The organism is Halosolutus gelatinilyticus, from assembly GCF_023028105.1.
Lineage (GTDB): Archaea > Halobacteriota > Halobacteria > Halobacteriales > Natrialbaceae > Halosolutus > Halosolutus gelatinilyticus.
In genome coordinates this window covers 725,681-748,569 of record NZ_CP095491.1, presented here as the reverse complement: position 1 = coordinate 748,569, position 22,889 = coordinate 725,681, and the positions used below count along the sequence as shown (strand labels likewise).

Genomic DNA, 22,889 nt, shown 5'->3' with positions numbered 1-22,889 from the left:
GCGATTTTTACACTGGGGGGGTGTACGTGCAGTGATGTCGACACTGGCCGAGTTTCGGCTCCCGGCCGCCGACACGACCCTCTCGGAGCTGTTCGCCAGGGCACCCGAGGCGACGGTCGAACTCGAATCGGCGGTCTCGCGCACGCGACCCTGCCTCTGGATCTCGGGAGTCAACCGGACTGCGACCGCGGCAGCGTTCGAAGCGGATCCGTCCATCGAAGCGCACGACCTCCTCGTCGAACGGGACGATCGGTTCCTCTACGACGTGACGTTCGCCGACGGGACGGTGACGCTGTGCGATCAGCTCCTCGTCGACGGCGGCTCGCTCCTCGAAGCGTGGGCCGCCGACGGCTGGTGGCAGGTCGAGGTCAGATATCCCGACCGGGACACGCTCTGTACGGTCCACGATGGGCTCGTCGATCGCGGCGTCACCGTCGACCTCCGGCGCGTCTCCGACGTCTCGAAGCGAGCGGGAACGGAGAGTCGTCTCACTCCCGAACAACAGGAAGCGCTCGAGGCGGCGCTCGAGAACGGCTACTTCGAGATTCCGCGAGATATCTCGATGGAGGAGCTCGCGGCGGAGCTCGGGATCTCACACCAGGCCCTCTCGGAACGGTTGCGACGAGCGTACGAAACCCTGGTCGACGAGGAACTACAACCGGCGGGCAGACAATCGTAGTTCGATCGGCGGGTCGAGTAGCGAGCCGTTTGAAACCGCAGCGCAACCGACGGACGATCGGGCCGACCGCCCTGGACGGTCACTAGAGTTCGTCGAACGACTGGACGCGATAATCCCCGAGCACGCAGCGGCCGCGCCGATCGTGACCGAGGCGCTCGACGTGGATCGCGTCGAGGCCGGCGTTCCACGCCGCGCCGACGTCGCAGGCGCCGTCGCCCGCCAGCACGCCGCGGTGGCCGTTGTGACCGACGCCGAGGTCGCACATTACCGACTGGACCGGCTCGGGATCCGGCTTCCAGCCCGTCTCCTCGGTACAGCAGAGTCGCGCGTCGAACCAGTCCCGGATGCCGACGTGCTCGAGGACCGGTTCGGCGAGGAACTTCTGGCAGTGGGTCACCAGGCCGACGGGAACGTCGAGATCGGCGACGAACGCGGCGTCGTCGTGGAGGAACGTCTGCTCGGCCCGGACGTGCGGATCTTCCTCCTCGTGAAACGCCGTCCAGAACTCGCGGGGATCGATTCCCCACAACTCGAGCTGGCGATCGCGAGAACCCGTCAGACCGTGCCAGAGGATCTCGGCCTCCCGATCGGAGAACCGGCGACCGAGCCGATCGCCGACGCGATCGAACACCTCGCGGGTGTACGACCACTCGACGTCGACCAGGGTCCCGTCGAGATCGAGCAGCCAAAAGTCGTATTCGGAGACCATTGGGACACTGATATACGATCGATCGCAGTAAATGTTTGTCGCCCGTACGGACGCCGAGTGGAAGTCGGCTGCGGGCGACGATCGCCCGGTCACTCGCCGTCGACGACCCGAATGCTCGAGCCGAGATACTTCGAGAGCACTTCCGAGACGGTCTCGGCGTTAAACGGCTCCAGATCGGCGCCGATCTCGGCTTTCAGCGCATCGAAGTACGCCTCGTCGACCTGCAGTTCGCGAAACGAGACCGACTCGATCGACTCGCGCGGAACGTCGAGCCACTCCGCGGCGAGTCGGCGGCCGTACTCCTGATCGCCGACCTCGCCGCGCCAGAGCGCGTTGCGGAAGAACAGCCACCCGTCGGTGCCCGGCGGCGGCGCCGCCCGCGAGAGCGTGACGGTCGTCTCGGCGGTCGCGGAATCGACGGTGACCGCGTCCCGCGGCGATGCGAGTCGGAGCGTGGCGCGAAAGACGTACTGTGCCTCCATCGTGGCTGGATCTGTCGGTTTCGGTCGGACGACCGGCGGCGAATCGCGACGGCGAACGGCGGCGACCGACGACGATCGCCGCGTCGATCGAAAAGCGAGGCGTCGTTCGGATCGACGGCGCCGGAACCGCGTTCAGGCGGACCGCTCGGATTCGATCAGCTCCGCCATCTCGATGTCGTCGTCGGTAATCCCGCCCGCTTCGTGGCTGGTCAGGCGAATCTCGACCTCCTCGTACCGGATGACGATTTCGGGGTGGTGGAACTGCGCTTCGGCGATTTCGCCGACCATCTGGGCGAAGTTGACGCCTCGAAGGTAGTCGTCGAACTCGTACGTGCGAACGATCTCGTCGCCGTCGCGACTCCACGCCTCGGGGAGTCGGTCGTCGATCTCTTCGTCGGAAAGCAGGTCGGCCATGTTCGGCCGAACGCAATCCATGCAAATAATGATTGTGCTCGGGAGATAATCGGGCGACAGAACCCGGTTCGATTGCCGCTCGACGCCCCTCGACGATGCGGTGGCGCGTCAGTCGTCGTCGGTCGCGCCGATCGGCGCGTCGTACCCGTCGGCGCCGATAGCTCTGGCGATCGACGCCGGCGGCGTCGAGCCGTCGTCGCCGAACGCGGGATCGAACAGCTGGAGCGCGGTGTGGATCGTCCGCCAGTCGTCCTCGGCGGCGGCCTCCCGGAGGCTCTTCGTCGGCGGTGCGAGAAGCTGACTGACGAGCGAGTCGGCCATCGCCTCGACGACGTGACGTTGCTCGTCAGAGAGGCCGCTCCCGCGTTCGCCCTCGAGTTCCGACACCGCACGCGCGAGTTCGCGCTCTTTGATCCGCTCGGCGGACTCGTACATCGCGGCGATCACCTCGTCCGCGCGCGATCGCTTGTACTGATCGCAGAGGCGATCGAACTCGCGATCGATCATCGACTCGACGTCGCGCGCCGCGTCCGCACGCTGGGCGCGGGTCGCTTCGGTGATCGACTCGAGGTCGTCGAGATCGTAGACGGTCACCGTCGGGAGGGCGGCCGTCGCCGGCTCGACGTCGCGCGGCTGTCCCAGATCGACGATCACCCGTCCAGGCGTTCCGTCGTCGGTACTGTCGCCGTCGCCGTCGTTGCGATCGTCGGCCGCGAAGTGCGCCGGCTCCAGGACGGGATCGTCGCTTCCGGTCGCCGCGATGACGACGTCGGCCTCGTGAGCGATCCGCCCCAGCGCCTCGAGCGGCGCCGCGGCGGCGTCCGCGTCGAGTTCGTCCACGACGTGTTCGGCGTGGGCGACGGTCCGGTTCGCGACGACGAGCTCGCCGACGCCGGCGTCGGCGAGGCTGCGGGCGGCGAGCCGGCCCATATCGCCGGCGCCGACGACCAGCGACGTCGCATCCGCCAACGGAACATCTTCGGCGACGAGTTTCGTCGCGGCCGATCCGAGCGAGACGACGCCCTCGTTGATCGCGGTCTCGGTGCGAGCGCGTTCGCCCACGTGGATCGCCTTCGTCACCGCCGGTTCGAGCATCGATCCGATACCGCCGGCGCTGCGGGCGTCCTCGTACGCCGTTCGGACCTGGCCGATGATCTGGTCCTCGCCGAGGACGACCGATTCGAGCCCCGTCGCGACCCGAAGGAGGTGCCGCAGGCTCTCGTCGTGGTCGGTGTGGACGACTGCACCGTCGTCGACCGGCGCGAAGAACTCCTCGAGCGCCGCGCGGCCGATCCCCTCGTCCGTGGCGACGACGTACGCTTCGACCCGGTTGCACGTCGAGAGGACGAACGCCTCCTCGACGTTCGGAATCGACAGCAGGTCGTCGACACCCTCGTACTGGCTGTCAGGACTAGCGGCGGCGAGATCGTCAACGCTGCCGCTCTCGTGAGTCACGCAGGCGGCCATGACGACCCCGAACTGCGTCACGAGCGGTCACCCCCGGTAGCCGGCTCCTCCCCGAGCACGTCCTCGATCACTTGGGGATAATTTGGAACACCGGTACGTAAAGCTGTCCAAACGGCCGGAGAATTGACGACATCGGTGACGATCTCGCGCCGGCGCGCCGGCGGCACGTCGCGCGCTTTGAGTTCGGCTCGAAGTCGCGAGCAGAGCTCGGCCATTTCGCCGGCACCCGAAAGCGTTTCTTCGAGTTCCCGCCGAAGGTACTTGCTCAGCGCGGGCGCCGTTCCGCCGGTCGCGATCGCCACGACGACCGGATCCTCGCGGACGGTCGCCGGGACGACGACGCTCCCCGGCGCTCGCCCGCCGGACTCGTCCGCTCGGTTGACGAGGATCCCGCGCTCCCGGGTCGCGCTCGCGACGGCCTCGTTGATCGCCGCGTCGTCGGTCGCGGCGACGACAAGCGCCGGGTCGACGCGATCGATCCACCCCGGCACGTCCGCCGGCTCCGGCGCGGCCCGGATCCGCTCCGACCCGCCGAAGTCCCGATCGGCGAAGGCGGGGCTGACCACGAGCACGTCGGCTTCGCGGGCGAACCGCCGCGCCTTGCGGGCGCCGACGGGGCCGCCGCCGAAGACGAGCACCCTCGCGCCGGAGAAGTCGTGAAAGAGCGGAATCATCCGGTGTTCTCGTCCCTCCGTGATCGATCGCTAGCTGTCATTCCGATACGGTATTGGCGTCGGCGCGCTCGGCTAATCGGATGCCAGTCTTCTTCAATATCTTCGTCGAGAACAGCGAGTCCCAGTCGTCGTCGGTCACGTCCCAGTGGTCGGCCATCGTCTCGCGGACCTGCGCGATCCGACGCCGGCTCTCCGCCTCGCTGCGGCCGTGGGTCATCGCGAAGAAGTTGTACGGCCAGACGCCCTCGTGGCGCGGCCGCTCGTAGCAGTGCGTGACGAAGGGCAGCGCGGCGACTTCGGAGCCGACCTCGCCGACGAGGTCGTCGGGCACGTTCCAGACCGTCATCCCGTTTTCCGTGTAGCCGAGCGCGTAGTGGTTTGGCACGACGCCGATTCGGCGGATCTTCCCCTCGCGTTCGAATCGTTTGATCGTCTCGCGCACACGCTCGGGCGTCCGACCGATCGCGTCGGCGACGTCCGCGTAGGGCGTCTCGGATAGCGGCAAGCCGTCCTGAATTTCGAGGACGAGGTCGCGCTCGGCCGGCGACAGCGTCGCGCCGTCGGTGGGCGCCGCGTCGGGCCCGAGATTCGAGAGGTCGATCCCCGCGGGCTCCCCGTCGGAGCCGTCGAGCGGGCCGTCGACGTAGAACTTCGCCTCGACGCGGAACTCCCGTCGTTTCGGAAGGTTGTACGTCTCCTGGCCGGTTTCGTCCTCGATCGCGTCGAGCACCGCCTCGACGCGGTCCTCCGCTGGAACGCTCACGACGAACCAGACGTTCAGGTACGGGTGTTCGCGCTCGTAGTTGTGCGCCACCTCGCGGCGGGCGTTCACCGCGTCGACGATCTCGTCGAACCGATCGTCGGGCGCGTGCATCGCGACCAGCGTCGCCGCGCCGCCGATCTCCTGGGCGTTCACGAGCGGGCCGAACCGCGAGAGGACGCCCCGATCGTCCAGCTCGCGGATCGTCTCGAGCAGCTCCGTCGCGTCGATGTCGACCCCGCGATCGCGCATCGCGGACGCGGCGGGTTCGAACGGCCGTTCGACGACGGGGAACCCGCCCTGAAAGGCGTTGACGACCGCCCGCTCGCGGTCCGCGAGGTCGACGTCCGTACTCATACCCGGTAGTCGGCAGGCACGCGCCATAAACGAACCGGGACGCCGATCGGAACGAGAAAACCGCAGACCGATCGAGAGCGCGGAAAACCGAGTCGAAGCGTCGAGTGCCGATCAGTCGCCTTCAACGCCGGTTACGTCGAATCCCAGCTCCCGAACGTCCTCGAGGATCGCCTCGTGATCGGCGCTGGCCTCGTAGTAGATGACGATGTCGAACGTGCCGTTGCGCAGGAGCTGTTGACACTCCCAGACGAACTCCTCGCCGTCTAAGGTCAGCCCCTGGTGCTGGTTCGACGAGAAGTCGGGATCGTCGTTGCCCGAGTAGACGTAGCAGTCCGTCGGATCGTGCCCGGCGTGTTCGGCGATGATATCGCCGACGTCGATCGTCGCCTGCATCATCCGGACGTCCTCCTGTCCGCCGTACTCGGTGTGGACGATCGCGCCGTTGAGGTCGACGTCGCCGGGTTCGAGCAGGGCTTTCGTCCGCTGGTAGAGATCGTTGTCGAGTACGTCTGCCATTGATCGACTCGAGCACCGCCGAACGGATAGCCGTCACGATTCCGACCCGGGCCGTCGCGCGACGGCTAACGACGTTCTCGGCCGGCGGTGTCGGCGCGGCCAGCGCTATCACTGTGGCGAAGTAACACACAAGACACATAGTCATCGGAGACGTTACATCGATCGATGAGGCGGTGGCTTCGCGGGCGCGTCGACGCTGTTTACGAGCGATTGCTCGCCAGAGAGATTTCCGGCGCGCCGACACACGTCGCGGTGATCCAGGACGGCAACCGTCGGTACGCCCGTCGCAAGGGGGACGATGCTCACGAGGGCCATCGCGCGGGCGCCGAAACGACCGAACGCGTTCTCGAGTGGTGTCAGGACGTGGGCGTCGAGGAGCTGACGCTGTACACCTTCTCGACGGAGAACTTCGACCGCCCGCCCGAGCAAAACGAGGCGCTGTTCGACCTCCTCTGTGAGAAGCTCCACGAGTTCGCGGACGCGGACCGCGTCCACGAGAACGAAGTCGGCATCCGCGCGATCGGCGAGATCGAGATGCTTCCCGAACGGGTGCAGGACGCCGTCGAGTACGCCGAACGGCGCACCCGCGACTACGATCAGTTCGTGCTCAACATCGCGCTCGCCTACGGCGGCCGCTCGCGGCTGCTCGAAGCCGCCCGCGGGGTCGCAGCTGAGGTCGACGCCGGCGACCTCGACCCCGACGCGATCGACGTCGAGGCGATCGAACGACGGCTGCACGACCAGCCGGTACGCGACGTCGACCTGATTATTCGACCCGGCGGCGAGGAACGAACCTCGAACTTCCTGCCGTGGCACGCCAACGGCAACGAGGCGGCCGTCTTCTTCTGTACACCCTACTGGCCGGAGTTCTCGAAGACCGACTTTCTGCGGGGCATCCGCACCTACGAGTCCCGCGAGGAGTCGTGGCGGCGGACCCGCGCCCGCCGCGCGCTCGCTCTCCTCGGGGCGATGAGCGACACCGAACTCGCCGAGGCGCGATCGATCGTCGATCGGTTCCGCGACTCGCTGCCGACGGCCGAACGTCCCGACGACGCGGAACTCGACGCGATCGAGTCGGGGACGAAGACCGCCGACTGATCGCGGCCGCGGACCGATCGCGGCCGCCGATCGGGCCGCGCCGACCGAAACTCACAATCCGGACCGCGGCGAAGGCTCGGTATGGACAGTCGCCTGCTGGCGTCCGGCGTCGGCACGACGGGACTCGGCGTCGCCGTCTTACTCGGACTCGCGGCGAACGGCGTCGTTCGACAGCCGGCGTCGGCGTCCGAACAGACGATGCCAGCGGAGTTTCTCGCGATCGGCATCGGATTCCTGCTCGTCGTCGTCGGCGTCCTCGCGACGTTTCTCGCGTACGTCGAGCCGTCGATGAACGGGTGACCGATCGGATCGGTACTGCAAACGCGCGATCCGGTGTGTCTCGACCCAACGTAATTAGTCGATGACGCGGTAGTGTCGATATGGGCATCAACGGATTCCTCCCCCACGGACGGTCCAGTCGATCGACGCTCGCCTACGAGGACGTCGTGATCTACGACGGCGCCGACGCGGACGACGTGCTCTACGAAGGGCCGATCCTGGTGCATCCGAACGGTTGGCTCGAACTCGAGGGAAACCGATTGCTCTCGCCCGGTGCGGTCCACCACATCGATATTTACGACGACGTAGCCCTCGACGAGGGCGCGGACGAGAGGGGGCGCGGAGACCGCGGGACGAGCGATCGCCGGGGGGCCGCCGATCGACGCGATGAGGATCGCGATCGCTGGGGAGTTACTCGGGATCGTCAGGACGACGACCGCGATCGGTGGGGTCGCTGATCCCGCAGGCCGGGCGAGGGACGGCTACCGCCCGAACCGCCGCGATCGGTTGCAGAACTCGCGGACCGCGCGCAGGAAGTCGCGTTTGCGGAAGTCCCGCCAGTTGACGTCGGTGAAGTACAGTTCCGAGTACACCGACTGCCAGATCATGAAATCCGAGAGCCGCTCGGCACCGGTCTTGATCACCAGATCCGGCTCCGAGGGGAAGACGAGGTGTCGCTCGACGTGTTCGTCGTCGATCGCGTCGGGGTCGAGGTCGCCGGCGTCGACGCTCTCCGCGAGGGTTCGGACGGCGCTCGTGAACTCGTGTTTGCCCCCGAGTCCGATCCCGATCTGAATCGGGGCGTCGGCCGGCGCGCTGTCGTCGGGTCCGCGAACCGCCACCTCCCGCGGCGCGTCGATCGACTCGAGTTCGCGTCGCAACGGCGGCACCGCGTCGGCGTCGAGGACGCTTACGTAGACGGTCACGCGCGAGGCGTACTCGAACGCCCAGTCGAAGAACTCGACCAGCGTCTCGTAGGCGCCCCGTTCGAGGAGGTCGCGCTCGGTGATGACCAGCGCGACGTGCTCCGGCGGGTCGATCTCGTGGCGACGGATTCGGGAGGCGAGATAACGTTCGTACAGGCCCACAGTCGGGATTTTCCGTCGAAGACCATACGGGTTTTGGGTTCGCCGACGCTCCCGCCCTGTCACGGCCGGTATCCGCCCGATACCGCGACGATTCATCGGACCGGTGACCGATCAGCGACACGTGTCAGAGGCGCTGAAGTCGGCGAAAACCGACTCGATGCGGGTTCAAGAAGGTTAAAGTGATCGCCACAGAAAGGATCGGATATCGTGACAGCACCCGTTCGGCGAGCCGGCGTCTTCGCGATCCTTTGTACGCTCTCGCTCGTCGTTCCGCTCGTCGGGCCGCGGGCCGCGGCGTCGCTCGCTGCGGTCGTGTTACTGGGGGCGTTCGTCGTCACCGATGGTCCGCTCTTCGATCTGCTCGCCTACCCGGGCGACTACGAGGACAGCCGCCTCTACGGGCTAATCACGTTCGTCCTGGCGGGGATCACCCTCGGCGTCATCGCGACGCAGTCGTCGATGTCGATCGCGGTCTTCGCGGGCACCGTCCTCCTGATCGGATACGGTAACCTGACGGAACAACTCGTCCGCGGACGGACGGACGACGACGTCGTCCGGGTAGCCGGCTTCTGTCTGGGAGCGACCGCCGGCGCCGTCGCCGGACAGGCCCTCACGATCGCCCTCCAGGGCGGTGCCGTCCGATCGGCGCTCCCCACGCTGTTGTTTCTCGCGGCCAGCGGCGCGCTGCTTGCGGCCCTGCTTCGCGACGTGCTCTGGCTCTACGACGATCCCGTGGTCATGCTTTCGGTCGGATTGTTGCTGTGGCTGCTCGCGGAACTCCAACCCGTCCTCGGTTCGGCCGAGATCCTCCTCGCCCTCGCGGTCACCGTCGCGCTGGGATACACGTCCTACGCCCTCGAAACGGCCTCGATCGCGGGGATGCTCACCGGAATCCTACTCGGGCTGTTGACGATCGTCCTCGGCGGCTACGGCTGGTTCGTCGTGCTCATCTCCTTTTTCGCGATCGGCGGGCTCTCGACGAAGTTCCGCTACGAACAGAAGGAAGCCCTCGGCGTCGCCGAGGACAACAACGGGGCCCGCGGCAGCGGAAACGTCCTCGGCAACGCCGCCGTCGCCCTCGCCGCCGTCCTGGGCTACGCCGCCAGTTCCGCGGCGATCCTGCCGGCCGACCTCGATCCCAGGCTGTTCCTCTTCGCCTTCACGGGCTCGGTCGCGACGGCGATGAGCGACACGCTCTCGAGCGAGATCGGCAGCGTCTTCGAGACGCCGCGGCTGATCACGACGTTCGAACCGGTCGAGCCCGGGACCGACGGCGGGGTCACCTGGCAGGGCGAGATCGCCGGCGTCGCGGGGGCGGCGGTCGTCGCCGGCATCTCCTACTGGCTCTTCCCCGAGGTCGGCGTCCTGGGCGGCGCCGTCATCGTCGCGGCGGGCTTCGTCGGCATGACCGTCGACAGCCTCCTCGGTGCGACCCTCGAGGGGCCGCTGCTTGGCAACCAGGGCGTGAACTTCCTGGCGACGCTGTCGGGCGCGCTGGTCTGTGCCCTACTGATTCTCTCGTTCGCGTTCCTCGGATGACTCCGCCGTCGCACCGCGACGATCGAACCTGAGACTGAGTCGAGCGTCGCGCACGTCGATCGGCCGATCGAGACGTCCGTCGGCTGATCGAGACGTCCGTCGGCTGATCGAGGGGTTCCGGCGATCAGTCGTCGATGGCCGACGCGGCGGTCGTCGAGGCGGATCGGTCGGACTACCGAGCGTCGGCACCGTCGGCGTCGTCGACGGTCTCCGCGGCGTCGTCGGATCGGGCCGCGCGCCACTGGTCGTAGCCGGTCTGGTTCGTCACCGCGAACGTCGCGAGCACCCAGACGCCGAGCAAGAAGAGGGCGAATTCGGGAGGAGGTGACATCTCGCGTCGAACTCGGGCGCGCCGGCGTATCAATCGCTCGAAACCGAGTCTCGATCGTCGCGTGAACACGGTTCGCACGACTCGTGATGACAGGTGTCGGCCCCGGGAGCCGTACGCGCGCGAACGTTCACTCGGTCGCCCTCGATCACCCGTCCGGCGGCGTCTCGGCGACGTCGTCGATCGCGTGGACCTGAACGCCCGTCGGCCGTTTGGTGAACTGGCCGAGCGATCGAGCGACGATCCGATCGACGCCCCGATCGGCGGCCAGATCGAGCAGTCGCTGTTCGAGAATCTCGTCGAGAAGCACCGTCGTCGGCGCCGGTTCGATCGATTCGAGTTCGTCGTAGGCGTCGCTCGCGGGCGCCTCCTCGAGTATCTCGGCATCCGCGTCGAGAAAGCGGACCGCGTCGGTGTCCCCGCGGATCACCGCGGTCGCGTGCTCGTAGATCGTCTCCGGCTCGGCGGCCGCCGTCGACGACTCGAGGTCGGTCTCGTCGGCTCCCTCGGCGTCGGCACCGGGCGTCGCGGATGGCGACCGGTCGTCCGTCTCGGTCGCCGACTCCGCCTGCGTCCCGCTCGCGGCCGTCTTTGACCCCGCCGTGGAGGGGCGACCCGGGCGTTCGTACTCGACCTCGTTCTCGGACTCGATCGATGCCGAGGACGAGGTGGCGGCGTCGTCGACCGGTGGGGCCGGCGTCGCGCTGCCGTCGGTCGCGGCGACCGCCTCGCGGGGTTCGTTCAGTCCCGACACGGCGTCGTAGGGAACCTTGTTTCGGAGCGCGGCGAACACCTCGTGGTGGTCGAGTTCCTCGACGGACTCGCCGGCGGGGGCGAACGCCACGTAATCGATGTCGCCGACCTGCGAGAGCTCCTCGAGGATCAGGTCGCCGCCGCGATCGCCGTCCAGAAAGGCCGTGACCGTCCGGTGGTGCGTGAGTTCGGCCACCGCGTCGGGGACGTTCGTCCCTTCGACGGCGATCGCGTTCTTAATGCCGTAGGTGAGCATGGTGAGGACGTCCGATCGGCCCTCGACGATGATGATGGCGTCGCTGTCGGTGACCCGCGGGCCAGCGGGAAGCCCCTCGTACTCGGTGATGTCCTCGACGCGGACGTGTTGGCGGACCTCCGCGAGGATCTCCTCGGAGGACATCACGCTGTCGTCGAAGCCCGTGCGAAGGAGTTCCTTCGCGCGCTCGACGACTTCCTTTCGTTTCGCCGCGCGAACGTCTTCGATCTCGGTCACGTCGAGGTCCGCTCGACAGGGGCCGACGCGGGTGATCGTCTCGAGGGAGGCGGCTAGCGTCGCCGTCTCGACCTTGTCGAGGCTCGTCGCGATCGTGACCGTGCCGTGTGACTGTCCTTGCGTGCTCGTGATTTCGACGTCGATGCGGCCGACTTTCTGGGATTGCCGGAGGTCGCGGAGATCGAGTTCGTCGCCGAGCAACCCTTCGGTTTGCCCGAAGATCGCCCCGACGACGTCGCTCCGCTCGACGACCCCGTCGGCGGTAACGTCAGCGTGGATGAGGTATTTCGATGTGTCTTCCATTGGAGATCTGTCCCCGGAAGGGGCGGACGTACGCTGTCCGGAGACCGCTTTACATCGAATGTGGACCGTGAGGGGCAAATAGCTGTTGACCTTCGGAAGAATCGTGACGCGGTCCGTCGATCAGTACTGCGGTCGGTACGCGAACCAGTACCAGTAGATCGCGACGGCCAGCAACACGACGAGTCCGCCGAGGAAGAAGAGCATTCCGGGCGGAATCGATCCGAATGCCGTGTCGATCGCTTCGGCACCGCCGTCGGTCAGCTGGTCGACGGTTCCGTTCGGATCGGTCTCGTTCCCGCCGCTTCCGTTGAGGTAGTCCGCATCGGAATCGAACGAGCCTCCATCGTCGGCGCTACCGGAATCGTCCGCAGCCGGGACGTCGTCGGCTTCCGCGCCGGCACCGTCCGCCGCATCGTTACCGTCAGCACCGTCCGCACCTGAATCCTCCTCGTCGTTGACGGTCTCCGTGGACGCATCGCCGGCACCGTCCTCAGCGTCATCGGTTTCTTCTTTCGTTACCTCCGCGCTGTCGCCGGAGAAGTTGCTGTCGTCGCCGCCACGCTCGTCCGGTCCCGCCCCCTCCTGGGCGCTGTCTTCGGTTCCGCCGGGGATCGACGAGCCGAACCCGAACTGCCGCGTGAGTCCGTACTGGACGAGCAAGCTGCCGCCCGCGAGCGCGCCGATGCCGCCGATCAGCCGCGACAGCGCCGTCTTGAGCTGCGAGGCCGTCGACTCGTCGCTCGTGACGATCAACGGCCCGTCAGCCGTCGCGTAGACGCTCATCTCGTTCCCGCGAGAGGAGTACCACGTGTCGACGACCTCGACGAGCCCCGCGTCCTCGAGGTTCTCTAAGTGGTAGCGAACGTTCTGAATAGACGAGTCGATCGCGTCGGCGACGTCGCTCGGAGTGGCGGGTTCCTCGTCGAGGCGTGCGTAGATCCGTCGGGCGGTCGTCGACGAAAGGGCCCCGAAGACGGCGTCGGCGTCCTCGCCCTCGAGGTCGACCACGCGGGGGTGGCGGTCCGCCGTCGAGGGTTCGGACCGGAAGGGAAAGAGACGGGCCATACTCGCTAGATTCTCATTCGTTGTCCGACACTTATACTCCTTTTCCTCGGTGAAAGCGCGATTTCACCTTACCGATTTCTGGAACTGGGCGGGTAATCCCCTTGTAACGAGTCGCCGCGTTCGATCGGCCGCGACGAACGCCGTCGACCGGCGAACGGAAACACCTTACCGCCGTCGACGCCGACCACCGATATGCGACGACTGCAACTGCGGGGGTGGATCGCGATCGGACTCGTTCTCTGCGGACTCGCGATTCCGTGGTTCCTCTGGGCGGACGCAACGGTGATCGCCGGGCTGCCGTTGTGGCTCTGGTGGCACGTCGGCTGGATGCTGCTGGCGTCGCTGGTCTTTTGGACGTTCGCCCGACGATCGTGGGGGATCGGAATCGAGACCGACAACGCAGGGGCAAGCGATTCGTCACCGGGGGGGACGCCGGATGCGGCAGGAGGTGAGTCGCCGTGACTGTCGAACTCCAACTCGGGATCATCGTCGGCTACCTCCTGCTGGCGCTCGCGATCGGGCTCGTCGCCTACCGGGTAACTGAACGAAACGCCGAGGACTTCTACCTCGCGAGTCGAACGCTCGGGACGATCGTCCTCCTGTTCACGACGTTCGCGACGCTGCTCTCCGCCTTCACGTTCTTCGCCGGGCCGAACATCGCCTACCACCAAGGCCCCGAGTGGATCCTCGTGATGGGGATGATGGACGGAATCATCTTCGCGATCCTCTGGTACGTGATCGGCTACAAGCAGTGGCTGCTCGGACGGCAGTACGGCTACGTCACGCTCGGGGAGATGCTCGGCGATCGGTTCGCGTCGCGACGGCTCCGCGGGCTCGTGGCCGGCATCAGTCTCCTCTGGCTCTTCCCCTACGTGATGCTCCAGCAGGTCGGCGCCGGCACCGCGCTCCAGGCGCTGACCGACGGCGCGGTTCCCTACGCCGTCGGCGCCGGGCTGATCACGGCGTTCATGATCCTCTACGTCGTCGTCGCCGGCATGCGCGGGATCGCCTGGACCGACACCCTCCAGGGCGCGTTCATGCTCGTGACGACGTGGCTCGCGGCGGCCTGGATCCTGGCCGCGGTGGGCGGCCCCGGCGCCGCCGCGTCGGCGCTCGAGGGCGAAGCGGCCGGCCATCTCGCGCTCGGTGGCGACTTCTACACCCCGCAGTGGATGCTCTCGACGGCGATCGTGATCGGCTTCGGCGTCGCGATGTTCCCGCAGGTGAACCAGCGGTTCTTCGTCGCCGGCTCGAAGACGGTGCTGAAGCGATCGTTCGCGCTCTGGCCCGTCCTCTGCGTGTTGCTGTTCGTTCCCGCATTCATGCTCGGCGCCTGGGCGCGCGGCCTCGACGTGACGGTGCCGGAAGGCGGGAACGTCCTGCCCGTCGTCCTCGCCGAGTACACCCCAGTCTGGTTCGCCGCGCTGGTCATCGCCGGCGCGATGGCCGCGATGATGTCCTCGTCGGATTCGATGCTGCTCTCGGGCTCGTCGTACTTCACCCGCGACCTCTACCGGCCGTTCGTCGATCGGGGCCTCAGCGATCGCCGGGAGGACCTGCTCGCCCGCGTCGGCGTCGTCGGCTTCGCGACCGCCGCGTTCCTCGCCAGCCTCCGGACGCCCGCGACCCTGTTCGAACTCGGCGACGCGGCCTTCAGCGGGTTCGCCCAGCTCGCCCTGCCCGTGCTGGTCGCGCTCTACTGGCGGCGGACGACGCGGATCGGAATCACCGCCGGAATCGTGGTCAGTCAGGCGTTCTACCTCTCGAGTCTCTTCGTCGCCGCGATTCCGACCACCTACGCCGGCTGGACGGCCGGCCTCGTCGGCATGGGGATCGGCCTCGTCGTCACCGTCGCCGTCTCGCTCGTCACCGTTCCCGCGGCCGACGAGCGTCGGGCGATCTACTTCGACGGGCTGCGCGCGGATTGATCGCCGTCCCCTATCCGGCTACCGTTCCGCGTTCGCGCCGGACCGTTCCGTTCCGGCGGCGACGGCGGCTTCGATCCCGCTAAACGCGCCGTGAAAGAGGAGACACAGGCCAAGTAGAAAGACGCCCGCGGCGACCAACCAGTCGCTAAATTCGATCGTCGACGCCGCGAACGTCCGCGAAAGATACAGCATCGAGACACCTGCGCCCGATTCTATCGTCGGTACAGCGTACCCCATGGCGGAAAGATACCTGTCGTCAGACAAACCGGTTCCGTTTCGTGACCTCACCGGTCGGAACGACCCGCGAATCGCCACGCCGAAAAGGGCGAGTCGCGTACCCCTCGGCGATGACGATCGCGCTGCCGGAGTCGCTCGCCGAGACGTGGCGACCGGTCGGGACGCGGACCAGCACGACGACCGTCCTGCTCGCGTCGATCACCGCCGAGACGACGCTGTACGAACCCGTCGAGACCGGGCCGGCCGTCGCCGAACTCGGCGCGAGCGAGGTGCCGGTTCGCTCGCTGTTCGCCGTCGACCTCTCGTTCTCCCCGCCGTTGCGATCGATCGGTATCTCGCCCGCCGGCGCGCTCTCGACGGCCGCGCCGAAGGCTCGCCGGCAGCTCGTCGAGGTCCTCGTGGACGACGGGATCGCGGTCGACGGGACGCGGACGGAACGGGCGTTCGAGGCGGAATCCGGTGCCGAGGGGCGGTGGTACGTCCTCGACGTCTCCTACCCCCTCGCGCCGGCGGTAGCCGCGAACGGTCCCGATCGGATCGCCGCGGAAACCCACGTCGCCGTCTGGCCGACCGACGCGGCGTACGGACTGGCCGGCGGAACGGTTCCGCTCGGACTCCCGGACGCGGTCGCATCATCGCTGTCGACGGTCCCACCGATCGACCCGGATCGGGATCGCGAAGCGATCGCCGCCCTGGTTCGCTCGCTCGATTTCGGCGACGACGACGGGTCGTAACGTCGCGAATCGACCGGCGCGGGACCGTCGGTACCGCGGCGCTTCCGGCGCGGAAACGACGTATTACCCGACACGCTTATCGATACTGAACTAATTGGCCAGCTAATGACAGGGCACTGGTACTGGTTCGACTCCGATACTGTCGGGGATCGAACGACGAACCGTTCGCCCCGGAATCGGCTGCCGACCGGCGGCAACGGATCGTACGAACTCGACGCCGATTTCCGGTTTGTCGCCGTCAGTGATCCCTTCGTCGAACTCACCGGCTACGACAGCGAGACGCTGCTCGGAGCGCACGCGTCGATCGTCCTGTCCGACGCGGCCGTCGAAACCGCCGAGGCGCTCGTGGAGGCGCCCGCCGAGCGGAGCGCGACCGGTGCGTCCGCCGATCGCGACCGCTCGCACGGGCGGCGCAACCGGGTAGTCGTCACGATCGACGCCCCCGTCCGAAGCGCCGACGGCGAGACGATCCCGTGTACACATCGGTTACAGCGCCAGGAACGGGTCGACGAAAGCGACGGTCGAATCGTCGCGACGGTTCGAACCGACGCGCTCGAAACGCCTGACGCGACCGGCGTTCAAGAGACGGGGGCCGCCGACCGCGGCGATCCGCGCGCCGACGAACGGGCCGCGAACGCCGAGTCAACCCGCGGTGACGGTGCGACGACCGCGAGCGCCGGCGATAGCGCGGCGGTACTCGCGGACCGCGACGATCGGTCGCCGGTCCTCTCGGAGGCGGTCGATCGCATCGCGGACGGGTTCTACGTCCTCGACGCCGACCTGGAGTACGCGTACGTCAACGACCGGGCTCGCGCCCTGCTCGGCGATCCCCGCGACGGGGACTTCGATCGACGCGCGTTCGAACCGCCGTTGTTCTCCGCCGCCCACGAGCGCGCCCTCAACCGCCAGCGCCGGCTCACCGTCGAAACGTACCATCCGCCGGCCGACGCGTGGCTCGAGGCGCGCATCTTTCCCTCCGAAACGGGCCTCACGGGCTGCGTCCGCGAGATCACCGAGCGAACCGAGCGCGAGAAGGAGAACCGGCTCCTGCGGTCGATCTTCGAGGACGTCCACGACGCCATTCTCTTCGGGGACGAAAACGAGATCGTCGCGGCCAACCCGGCCGCCTGCGAGCTGCTCGGGATCGATAGGACGGCGTTGCGCGGCCGATCGCTCACGGAATTCGTCCACGATAGCCACGACGTCGAGTCCGCGTGGGACTCGTTCGTCGCCGACGGCCGGTACCGCGGTTCGTTCTCGCTGATCCGCCCCGACGGCAGCGAACGAATCGTCGACTGTAACGCCGTGGCCGACGTCCTTCCGGGCGTTCACGTCTCCGTCCTCCGGGACACTACCGAGGCGCGCAATCGCGAACGGCAACTCGAGCGTCAGCGAGAACGCCTGACGGCGCTGGATCACGTCTACGGCGTCGCTCGCGATCTCAACGACGCGATCGTGACCGGATCGACGAGGGAGGAACTCGAACGGGTCACCTGCGAGTCGCTCGCCGACGCCCCGTCCTACCTGTTCGCCTTCGTCGCCGCCGTCGATCCGTCGGAGGGAACGGTGTTCCACCGCGCCGAGGCGGGCATCGACGGCTACCTCGAGTCGATTCCGCTTTCGATCGACGCCGACGCGCCCGCGGGGCAGGGGCCGCTCGGCCGCGCGGTCCGAACGCAGGAGATCCAGGTGTCGAACGACGTGTTCGCCGATCCCGACTTCGAGCCGTGGCACGAGGACGCGCGCGAACACGGCTACCGATCCGCCGCCGCGGTGCCGGTCACACACGACGGCGCCCTCTACGGCGTCCTGGGAATCACGAGCGAACGCGAGTACGCGTTCACCGACGAAGAGCGGGCGGCCATCGGCCAGCTGGGCGAAATTCTGGGCCACGCGATCGCCGGGCTCGAGCGCACGCAGGTCCTGCTCGGCGAGACGGTGATCGAACTCGAACTCGTCATCGACGACGCCGTCTCGATTTTCGACGGCCCCGACATGGACGGCCAGTCGGTCTGGCTGGATCGGGTCATCCGGATCGGCGACGACCGGTACCTGGAGTACGGAACCACGGCCGCGGAGACGCTGCCGGACATCGAGGAGCTCGTCGAGTGCGTTCCACACTGGGACGCGATCACGGTGCTCGATCGCGCGGGTGACGAGGTCCGGTTCGAACTCACGATCGCGTCGCCGCCGCTGTTCTCGGTCGTCGAGTCCCACGGCGGCTACGTCGAGTCGGCGGCGATCCACGACGGGGACTACATCACGACGCTGCACTTCTCCCAGGATACCGACGTCAGGGCCGTCACGGACGCGATCAAGGAGATCTATCCCAGCGTCCAGATCATCGCCCGGCGGCAGATCACGCCCGTGAACGAGTCGATCGGGCAACTCCAGTCGCACCTGGCTCGCAAGCTCACCGATCGCCAGCAGACGGCGCTGGAGACGGCCTACTACGCCGGCTTCTTCGAGTGGCCCCGCGACAGTTCCGGCGAGGAGATCGCAGCGGCGCTCGGCATCTCGCCGGCGACGTTCCACGAACACCTCCGGACGGCACAGCAGAAACTGATCGAGACGATCGTCAACGGGCCGGACACGCTACACGGCGGCCCACCCGACGATTGAGGCCGCCGGACGTCGACCCGGTCGTCGCGGACCGATACCGCCGCGACGATCGGCGGGACGGATCGGACGCGACGCTACTTGAGGGAATATATAACCGCTCCGACGAAGGATAGCCTATGCAAACCCACATCGTCCCGGTCGGATTCGACTACGACCGGTTGATCGCGCCGCTGGTCCGCGATCAACTCGATGTCGACAGGGTCATCCTGTTGGAAGGAGCCGTCGGCAGCGAGGCCAACGTCGAGTACTCGCGTCGACTCTCGGGTAAACTCGAGACCGACTTCCAGAACCTGCTCGGCGCGGAGACCGAGCGGTTCGTCCTCGAGGACGTCTACGACTACGACGAGGCGTTCGAACAGGCGTACAACCTGATCACCGCGGAACTCGACGACGGCAACGAGGTCTGGGTCAACGTCGCCGCGATGCCCCGAACCGTCAGCTTCGCCTTCGCGACGGCCGCCAACTCCCTGATGGTCGAACGGGAGGACGAGCGCGAACACATCCACACCTACTACACCGCCCCGGAGAAGTACCTGGAGACGGAACTCGCCGAGGAACTGCGCGAACAGCGCGCGCTGCTCGATGACCTCCGGGAGACCGACTCCGTCGAGGACGACCGGATCGCCGATCGGCTCGAGAGCGCCCGGAAACTGCTCTCGGAGTTCGACGAGCGCGGGACGACGATCGGCGCGAAGGAGATCGACGGCAGCCACATCGTCGAACTCCCCGTCACCTCCTTCTCGAACGTCAAGCCGTTCGAGGAACTCATCCTCTTCAAGCTGGGCGAGGACGGCGAGTTCGACTCCGTCTCCGAACTCGCCGAGTCGCTGGCCCGCGAACTCAACGAGGAGTACACCGACAGCTTCCGCTCGAAGGTGATCTACAACGTCGATCGGCTCGGCCCCGGCGGCAAGGGGTACATCGAGCGCGAGGAGCACGGGAAGTCCTACCGGACGCGGCTCTCGCGGATCGGCGAACTCTGGGTGCGGTCCCACTCGGACAACTGATCGCCGCCGCTCACTCCCGGAGCAGTCGGAACGCGATGTCGCGACCGTACTCGCCGCTGCAGTGGATCCAGAGCCGGGCGAGGTCCTCGAGGAGTTCGGCGCGGGCCAGGGCACCGGCGGGGACGACGTCGAATCCGAGGTCAGTCGCAAGCGCGTCGACCTGCTCGCAGGCGATCGCGTCGTCGCCGGCGAGAAACATCGTCGCCCGCTCGCCGTCGACGACGGGATCGGTCATCAGGTTCGCTCCGATCGTGTTGAACGCCTTGACGACCTTCGCGTCGGGTGCGGCCTCGGCGACCCGTTCGGCGATCGACGGACCGTCGGACGCGGTCGGGTACTCGTTGGCGGTGTCGATCGTCGGTTTGTCGGCCAGCGCGTCCGAGAGGTCGGCCGCGACGTCGTCGATCGCGTCCGACGGCAGCGCGAGCACGACCGCGTCGCCGTGCTCGGCGGCCGCCCGCTGGTCGACGACCCGTAACCCGTCGATCGCCGTCTCGTCGGGCGTGCGCGACCCGAGGACGACGTCGTGTCCGGCCGCGTCAAATCCCCGCGCGAGCGCGCTGCCGACGTTTCCGGTGCCGAGGATGCCGATCTCCATACGCGCCCTCCCACCTGCGGCGCGATAAAACCACAGCCGGCCGACCCCTGTCTGCGCCGGACCACGCTACGCCGCACCCCGCCCGAGCAGCCGCTCCCGCAGGACGAGCAGGCAGGGCAACACGGTTAGGCAGGCGACGAACGCGAAGACGATGCTGAGCCCCGTCACGAGCCCGAACCGTCGGATCGGCGGAGACAGCGCGAGGGCGAGGACGCCGAACCCGGCGGCGCTCGTCAGCGCGCTTCCGAGAAGCGCCCCGCCGGTGCCGGTGACCGTCGCCGCGAGCGCGTCCTCGATCGATCCGCTCTCACCCGCTCGTCGCTCCTCGACGAATCGCTCGCCGACGTGGATGCTGTAGTCGACCCCCAGTCCGATCGCGAGGCTGGTGATGACGGCCGTCTCGCTGTTGAACGGCAGGTCGAGCACCGCCATGAGTCCGAGCAGCCACGCGAGCGCGGCGACGACCGGCGCGAGCGTGACGACGCCGAGCGAGAGCGACCGGTAGCGCACCCAGTAGAGAACCGTGAGAAACGCGAGGATGACCACGAGCGTGAGCGCGAACGCCCGGACGAGCGTCTCGAGCAGGGCGTCCTGGACCACGGCGGTCGTCACCGGACCGCCGGTCGCGACCGCAGTCGCCGCGCCGCTCGATCCCGACTCGATCGCGGCCGCGATCGACCGGGTGTCCGCGGCCGCGTCCTGTGCGGCCGCGTCACCGCGAACGCTCACGAGGAGTCGAGCCGACTCGTACTCGCGATCGGCGCCGTCGCCGGTCCGGTGGAGGACGGACGACGCGGCGTCGGCGTCCGCCTCGTACAGGACGTCGTAGAGCCCGCCGAGGTCCTCGTCCGGCAGTCCGTCGCCGTCCGCGTCGCGCTCGTCGAGCGCCGCGGCGACCGACTCGTTCTCGCTCGCCACCTCGCGGAGCACCGTTACCGGGCTCTCGATCGCCGGTCGACCGTCCGATCGGACGACGACCGCCTCCGTCGATTCGGGGTCGAGGTCAGTCGCGGCATCGTCGACGGCCGCGAGCGTCGCGGGATCGGTCGCGCCCTCGCGTATCAGCACCTGCGTTCGGCTCCCCTCGCCGCGCTCCTGGAAGTTCTCGCCGAGGTACTCGGCGTCGTCGCTGATCGTGTACGTGCCCGTCGCGAGCGGACCGGGGAGGGACTTGGCCCAGTCGGGAGCGTCCCGCGGCAGGAAGTCAGACTGGTTGAACTCCGTGTCGATCCCCGCCGCGCCGTAGGCGCCGCCGGCCGCGAGGACGAGCGCGACGATCACGACCGCGATCGGCGCCCGTCGCGCGAGGAACGCGCCGCTCGACAGCGCCCGGTTGACGGGACCCGGTCCCGTGCCGAACGGGCGCTTTCGGCGATCGATCCCGAACCGGCCCTCGAGGAGCGAATCCACCTCGACCTTCAGCGCCGGGACGAAGACGGCGAAGGAGACGAGCGTCGCGAGGATTCCGGCCGCACACAGGATCGCGAAGTCGCGGATCGCCGGCAGCGGGCTGACGACGTTCGAAAGGAAGCCGATCCCGGTCGAGAACGTCGCGGCCGCCAGCGCGAGGAGGACGCCGGCGAGACCGACGCGAACGCCCGCCCGAACGCCGCGTCGGTCGTCGTCGCCGGAATCGCGCTTCAGGGCGCCCGCTCGCGCCTCCCGAGAGCGCATGATCACGTGCAGCGAGTAGTCGATGCTCAGCCCGATCAACAGGAACGGGACGGCGATCAGCAGCTGGCTCGAGGGGATCTCGAGCCAGCCCTGGACGCCGGCGAGCCAGGCCATGACGACGGCGATGCCGACGATGCTCACGAGGACGTCGACGACGTCGCGGTAGGCCGTCCCGAGAGCGACGAGGACGAACGCGAGCGCGACCGGCGTGATGATCGCGAAGCTGTCGCCGACGGCGCTGGCCGACGCCTCGTCGACGATCCCCTGCCCGAAGACGAACGCGTCGTCGAACCGATCGTCGACGCGATCGGCGATCGCGACCTGCGCTTCGTACGCCGCCTCGGGGTCCTCGTCGGGCCCGCTATCGTCTGTTTGGAAGACGAACGCGATGCGAGCGTCGGCGGTCGTCGAGCCGGGTTCGTAATCGATCGGCAGGAACTCGTAGGGGTCGCCCCCGACAGCGCCCGGTCCGGGCTGTCCGCGCGCCCCGTCGGCGTCGGGATCGAGTACGTCGGCGAGCAACGCCTCTACCTCCTCGTCCGATCGCGATTCGAGGGCCGTAATCTGTTCGTCGAGCGTCGGTTCGCTCGCGTCGGGCGGCCCGTTCGCTGCGGCCCGTCGATCCTCGAAGACCGCGGCGGTGGCGACGGCGTTCTCGAGGCCGACGATCCCCCGCTCGTCGAGCGTCGCGTTCAGGTCGTCGTCTTCCCGAACGTCCCGCTGAAGTCGGAGTCCCTCGAGCAGCGACTCGCGGGCCAGGACGTCGCCGCCCTCGTCGCGGACGACGATCTGGGCGACGATCGCGTCGTCGGTACCGTAAGTCGATTCGATCTCTTCCCGTGCGCGCGTCTCCTCGGAATCGACGTCGAACCGGCCGATACCTCCGTCCTCGGGGTCGCCGATCGCCGCTCCGGCGGCGACCACCGCCGTCAGCAGGACGACGAGTACGACGACGAGTCGACTGTTGTCGACGATCGCGGCCGCGAATCGTGCGGCGACTCCGCCGTTCATTCGACGCCCCTCGCCGATCCGAGCCGCGCGATCTCTTCCCTCCCTCCCGTTCGTGCCGGCTCCGTACGCATCGG

At 67.9% G+C, this 22,889-nt stretch carries 24 protein-coding genes; 10 read left to right on the top strand and 14 right to left on the bottom strand.

Going from position 1 to position 22,889, the window contains the following annotated elements; translation table 11 throughout:
- Positions 1-34 precede the first annotated feature (34 nt).
- Entirely contained in the window at positions 35-679 is a 645-nt protein-coding gene (locus MUH00_RS03855; RefSeq protein ID WP_247002451.1) for a helix-turn-helix domain-containing protein, read from the top strand.
- Positions 680-761: 82 nt separating this feature from the next.
- On the opposite strand, the gene MUH00_RS03850 is transcribed toward MUH00_RS03855, so the two are convergent.
- The 7 genes from MUH00_RS03850 to MUH00_RS03820 form a co-directional block, all read right to left on the bottom strand.
- Positions 762-1,388 carry an HAD family hydrolase gene (locus MUH00_RS03850; protein ID WP_247002450.1) on the bottom strand — a complete coding sequence of 209 codons (627 nt, stop codon included), beginning with the start codon at positions 1,386-1,388 and terminating at the stop codon, positions 762-764.
- A gap of 89 nt (positions 1,389-1,477) precedes the next feature.
- A complete protein-coding gene (gene lwrS / locus MUH00_RS03845) occupies positions 1,478-1,870 on the bottom strand; it encodes an LWR-salt protein (RefSeq protein WP_247002449.1) in 393 nt (130 codons plus the stop codon).
- 132 nt (positions 1,871-2,002) lie between these two features.
- On the bottom strand, positions 2,003-2,284 hold the full coding sequence (locus MUH00_RS03840) for a 4a-hydroxytetrahydrobiopterin dehydratase (RefSeq protein ID WP_247002448.1): 282 nt from the start codon (positions 2,282-2,284) through the stop codon (positions 2,003-2,005).
- A 108-nt stretch (positions 2,285-2,392) separates the two neighbouring features.
- Positions 2,393-3,772 carry a glutamyl-tRNA reductase gene (gene hemA, locus MUH00_RS03835; RefSeq protein WP_247002447.1) on the bottom strand — a complete coding sequence of 460 codons (1,380 nt, stop codon included), beginning with the start codon at positions 3,770-3,772 and terminating at the stop codon, positions 2,393-2,395.
- On the bottom strand, positions 3,769-4,425 hold the full coding sequence (locus tag MUH00_RS03830) for a precorrin-2 dehydrogenase/sirohydrochlorin ferrochelatase family protein (protein WP_247002446.1): 657 nt from the start codon (positions 4,423-4,425) through the stop codon (positions 3,769-3,771). The genes hemA and MUH00_RS03830 overlap by 4 nt, the downstream gene beginning before the upstream one ends.
- Before the next feature lie 37 nt (positions 4,426-4,462).
- Positions 4,463-5,542: a siroheme decarboxylase subunit beta gene (gene ahbB, locus MUH00_RS03825; RefSeq protein ID WP_247002445.1), complete on the bottom strand. Its 1,080-nt coding sequence runs from the start codon at positions 5,540-5,542 to the stop codon at positions 4,463-4,465.
- Positions 5,543-5,653: 111 nt separating this feature from the next.
- Positions 5,654-6,058, bottom strand: coding sequence for a DUF5778 family protein (locus MUH00_RS03820; protein ID WP_247002444.1), 405 nt, complete (start codon positions 6,056-6,058; stop codon positions 5,654-5,656).
- Between the two features lie 165 nt (positions 6,059-6,223).
- On the opposite strand from MUH00_RS03820, the gene uppS reads away from it, so the two are divergent.
- The 3 genes from uppS to MUH00_RS03805 all read left to right on the top strand — a co-directional run bounded on the left by uppS (position 6,224) and on the right by MUH00_RS03805 (position 7,893).
- Positions 6,224-7,156, top strand: coding sequence for a polyprenyl diphosphate synthase (uppS, locus tag MUH00_RS03815; RefSeq protein WP_247002443.1), 933 nt, complete (start codon positions 6,224-6,226; stop codon positions 7,154-7,156).
- Between the two features lie 81 nt (positions 7,157-7,237).
- The gene (locus tag MUH00_RS03810; protein ID WP_247002442.1) at positions 7,238-7,456 is read left to right on the top strand and encodes a hypothetical protein; all 219 of its coding nucleotides are present in this window, start codon (positions 7,238-7,240) and stop codon (positions 7,454-7,456) included.
- 80 nt (positions 7,457-7,536) lie between these two features.
- Entirely contained in the window at positions 7,537-7,893 is a 357-nt protein-coding gene (locus MUH00_RS03805) for a hypothetical protein (RefSeq protein WP_247002441.1), read from the top strand.
- 24 nt (positions 7,894-7,917) lie between these two features.
- On the opposite strand, the gene MUH00_RS03800 is transcribed toward MUH00_RS03805, so the two are convergent.
- Positions 7,918-8,523 carry an undecaprenyl diphosphate synthase family protein gene (locus tag MUH00_RS03800; protein WP_247002440.1) on the bottom strand — a complete coding sequence of 202 codons (606 nt, stop codon included), beginning with the start codon at positions 8,521-8,523 and terminating at the stop codon, positions 7,918-7,920.
- A gap of 207 nt (positions 8,524-8,730) precedes the next feature.
- On the opposite strand from MUH00_RS03800, the gene MUH00_RS03795 reads away from it, so the two are divergent.
- A complete protein-coding gene (locus tag MUH00_RS03795; RefSeq protein WP_247002439.1) occupies positions 8,731-10,062 on the top strand; it encodes a DUF92 domain-containing protein in 1,332 nt (443 codons plus the stop codon).
- A 172-nt stretch (positions 10,063-10,234) separates the two neighbouring features.
- On the opposite strand, the gene MUH00_RS03790 is transcribed toward MUH00_RS03795, so the two are convergent.
- From MUH00_RS03790 to MUH00_RS03780, 3 genes are all read right to left on the bottom strand, one after another.
- Positions 10,235-10,393: a hypothetical protein gene (locus tag MUH00_RS03790; RefSeq protein WP_247002438.1), complete on the bottom strand. Its 159-nt coding sequence runs from the start codon at positions 10,391-10,393 to the stop codon at positions 10,235-10,237.
- 145 nt (positions 10,394-10,538) lie between these two features.
- Positions 10,539-11,939, bottom strand: a complete 1,401-nt coding sequence (gene dnaG / locus MUH00_RS03785; protein WP_247002437.1) for a DNA primase DnaG — start codon at positions 11,937-11,939, stop codon at positions 10,539-10,541.
- Positions 11,940-12,059: 120 nt separating this feature from the next.
- Entirely contained in the window at positions 12,060-13,004 is a 945-nt protein-coding gene (locus tag MUH00_RS03780) for an ArsR/SmtB family transcription factor (RefSeq protein ID WP_247002436.1), read from the bottom strand.
- Positions 13,005-13,196: 192 nt separating this feature from the next.
- Here MUH00_RS03780 and MUH00_RS03775 point away from each other — a divergent pair, with 192 nt between their 5' ends.
- Together MUH00_RS03775 and MUH00_RS03770 are read left to right on the top strand one after the other, a co-directional pair.
- A complete protein-coding gene (locus tag MUH00_RS03775; protein WP_247002435.1) occupies positions 13,197-13,466 on the top strand; it encodes a DUF3311 domain-containing protein in 270 nt (89 codons plus the stop codon).
- Entirely contained in the window at positions 13,463-14,932 is a 1,470-nt protein-coding gene (locus MUH00_RS03770; protein ID WP_247002434.1) for a sodium:solute symporter family protein, read from the top strand. Before MUH00_RS03775 ends, MUH00_RS03770 begins: the two co-directional genes overlap by 4 nt.
- A gap of 18 nt (positions 14,933-14,950) precedes the next feature.
- On the opposite strand, the gene MUH00_RS03765 is transcribed toward MUH00_RS03770, so the two are convergent.
- A complete protein-coding gene (locus MUH00_RS03765) occupies positions 14,951-15,124 on the bottom strand; it encodes a hypothetical protein (RefSeq protein ID WP_247002433.1) in 174 nt (57 codons plus the stop codon).
- 155 nt (positions 15,125-15,279) lie between these two features.
- Here MUH00_RS03765 and MUH00_RS03760 point away from each other — a divergent pair, with 155 nt between their 5' ends.
- The 3 genes from MUH00_RS03760 to MUH00_RS03750 all read left to right on the top strand — a co-directional run bounded on the left by MUH00_RS03760 (position 15,280) and on the right by MUH00_RS03750 (position 19,532).
- Positions 15,280-15,903: a DUF6517 family protein gene (locus tag MUH00_RS03760; protein ID WP_247002432.1), complete on the top strand. Its 624-nt coding sequence runs from the start codon at positions 15,280-15,282 to the stop codon at positions 15,901-15,903.
- Positions 15,904-16,008: 105 nt separating this feature from the next.
- The gene (locus tag MUH00_RS03755) at positions 16,009-18,525 is read left to right on the top strand and encodes a bacterio-opsin activator domain-containing protein (protein ID WP_247002431.1); all 2,517 of its coding nucleotides are present in this window, start codon (positions 16,009-16,011) and stop codon (positions 18,523-18,525) included.
- 116 nt (positions 18,526-18,641) lie between these two features.
- Positions 18,642-19,532, top strand: coding sequence for an HFX_2341 family transcriptional regulator (locus MUH00_RS03750; protein WP_247002430.1), 891 nt, complete (start codon positions 18,642-18,644; stop codon positions 19,530-19,532).
- Between the two features lie 10 nt (positions 19,533-19,542).
- Here the strand turns inward: MUH00_RS03750 and MUH00_RS03745 are convergent, their stop codons facing one another.
- The gene (locus MUH00_RS03745; RefSeq protein WP_247002429.1) at positions 19,543-20,130 is read right to left on the bottom strand and encodes an NADPH-dependent F420 reductase; all 588 of its coding nucleotides are present in this window, start codon (positions 20,128-20,130) and stop codon (positions 19,543-19,545) included.
- Between the two features lie 66 nt (positions 20,131-20,196).
- The gene (locus MUH00_RS03740) at positions 20,197-22,815 is read right to left on the bottom strand and encodes an efflux RND transporter permease subunit (protein ID WP_247002428.1); all 2,619 of its coding nucleotides are present in this window, start codon (positions 22,813-22,815) and stop codon (positions 20,197-20,199) included.
- Positions 22,816-22,889 lie beyond the last annotated feature (74 nt).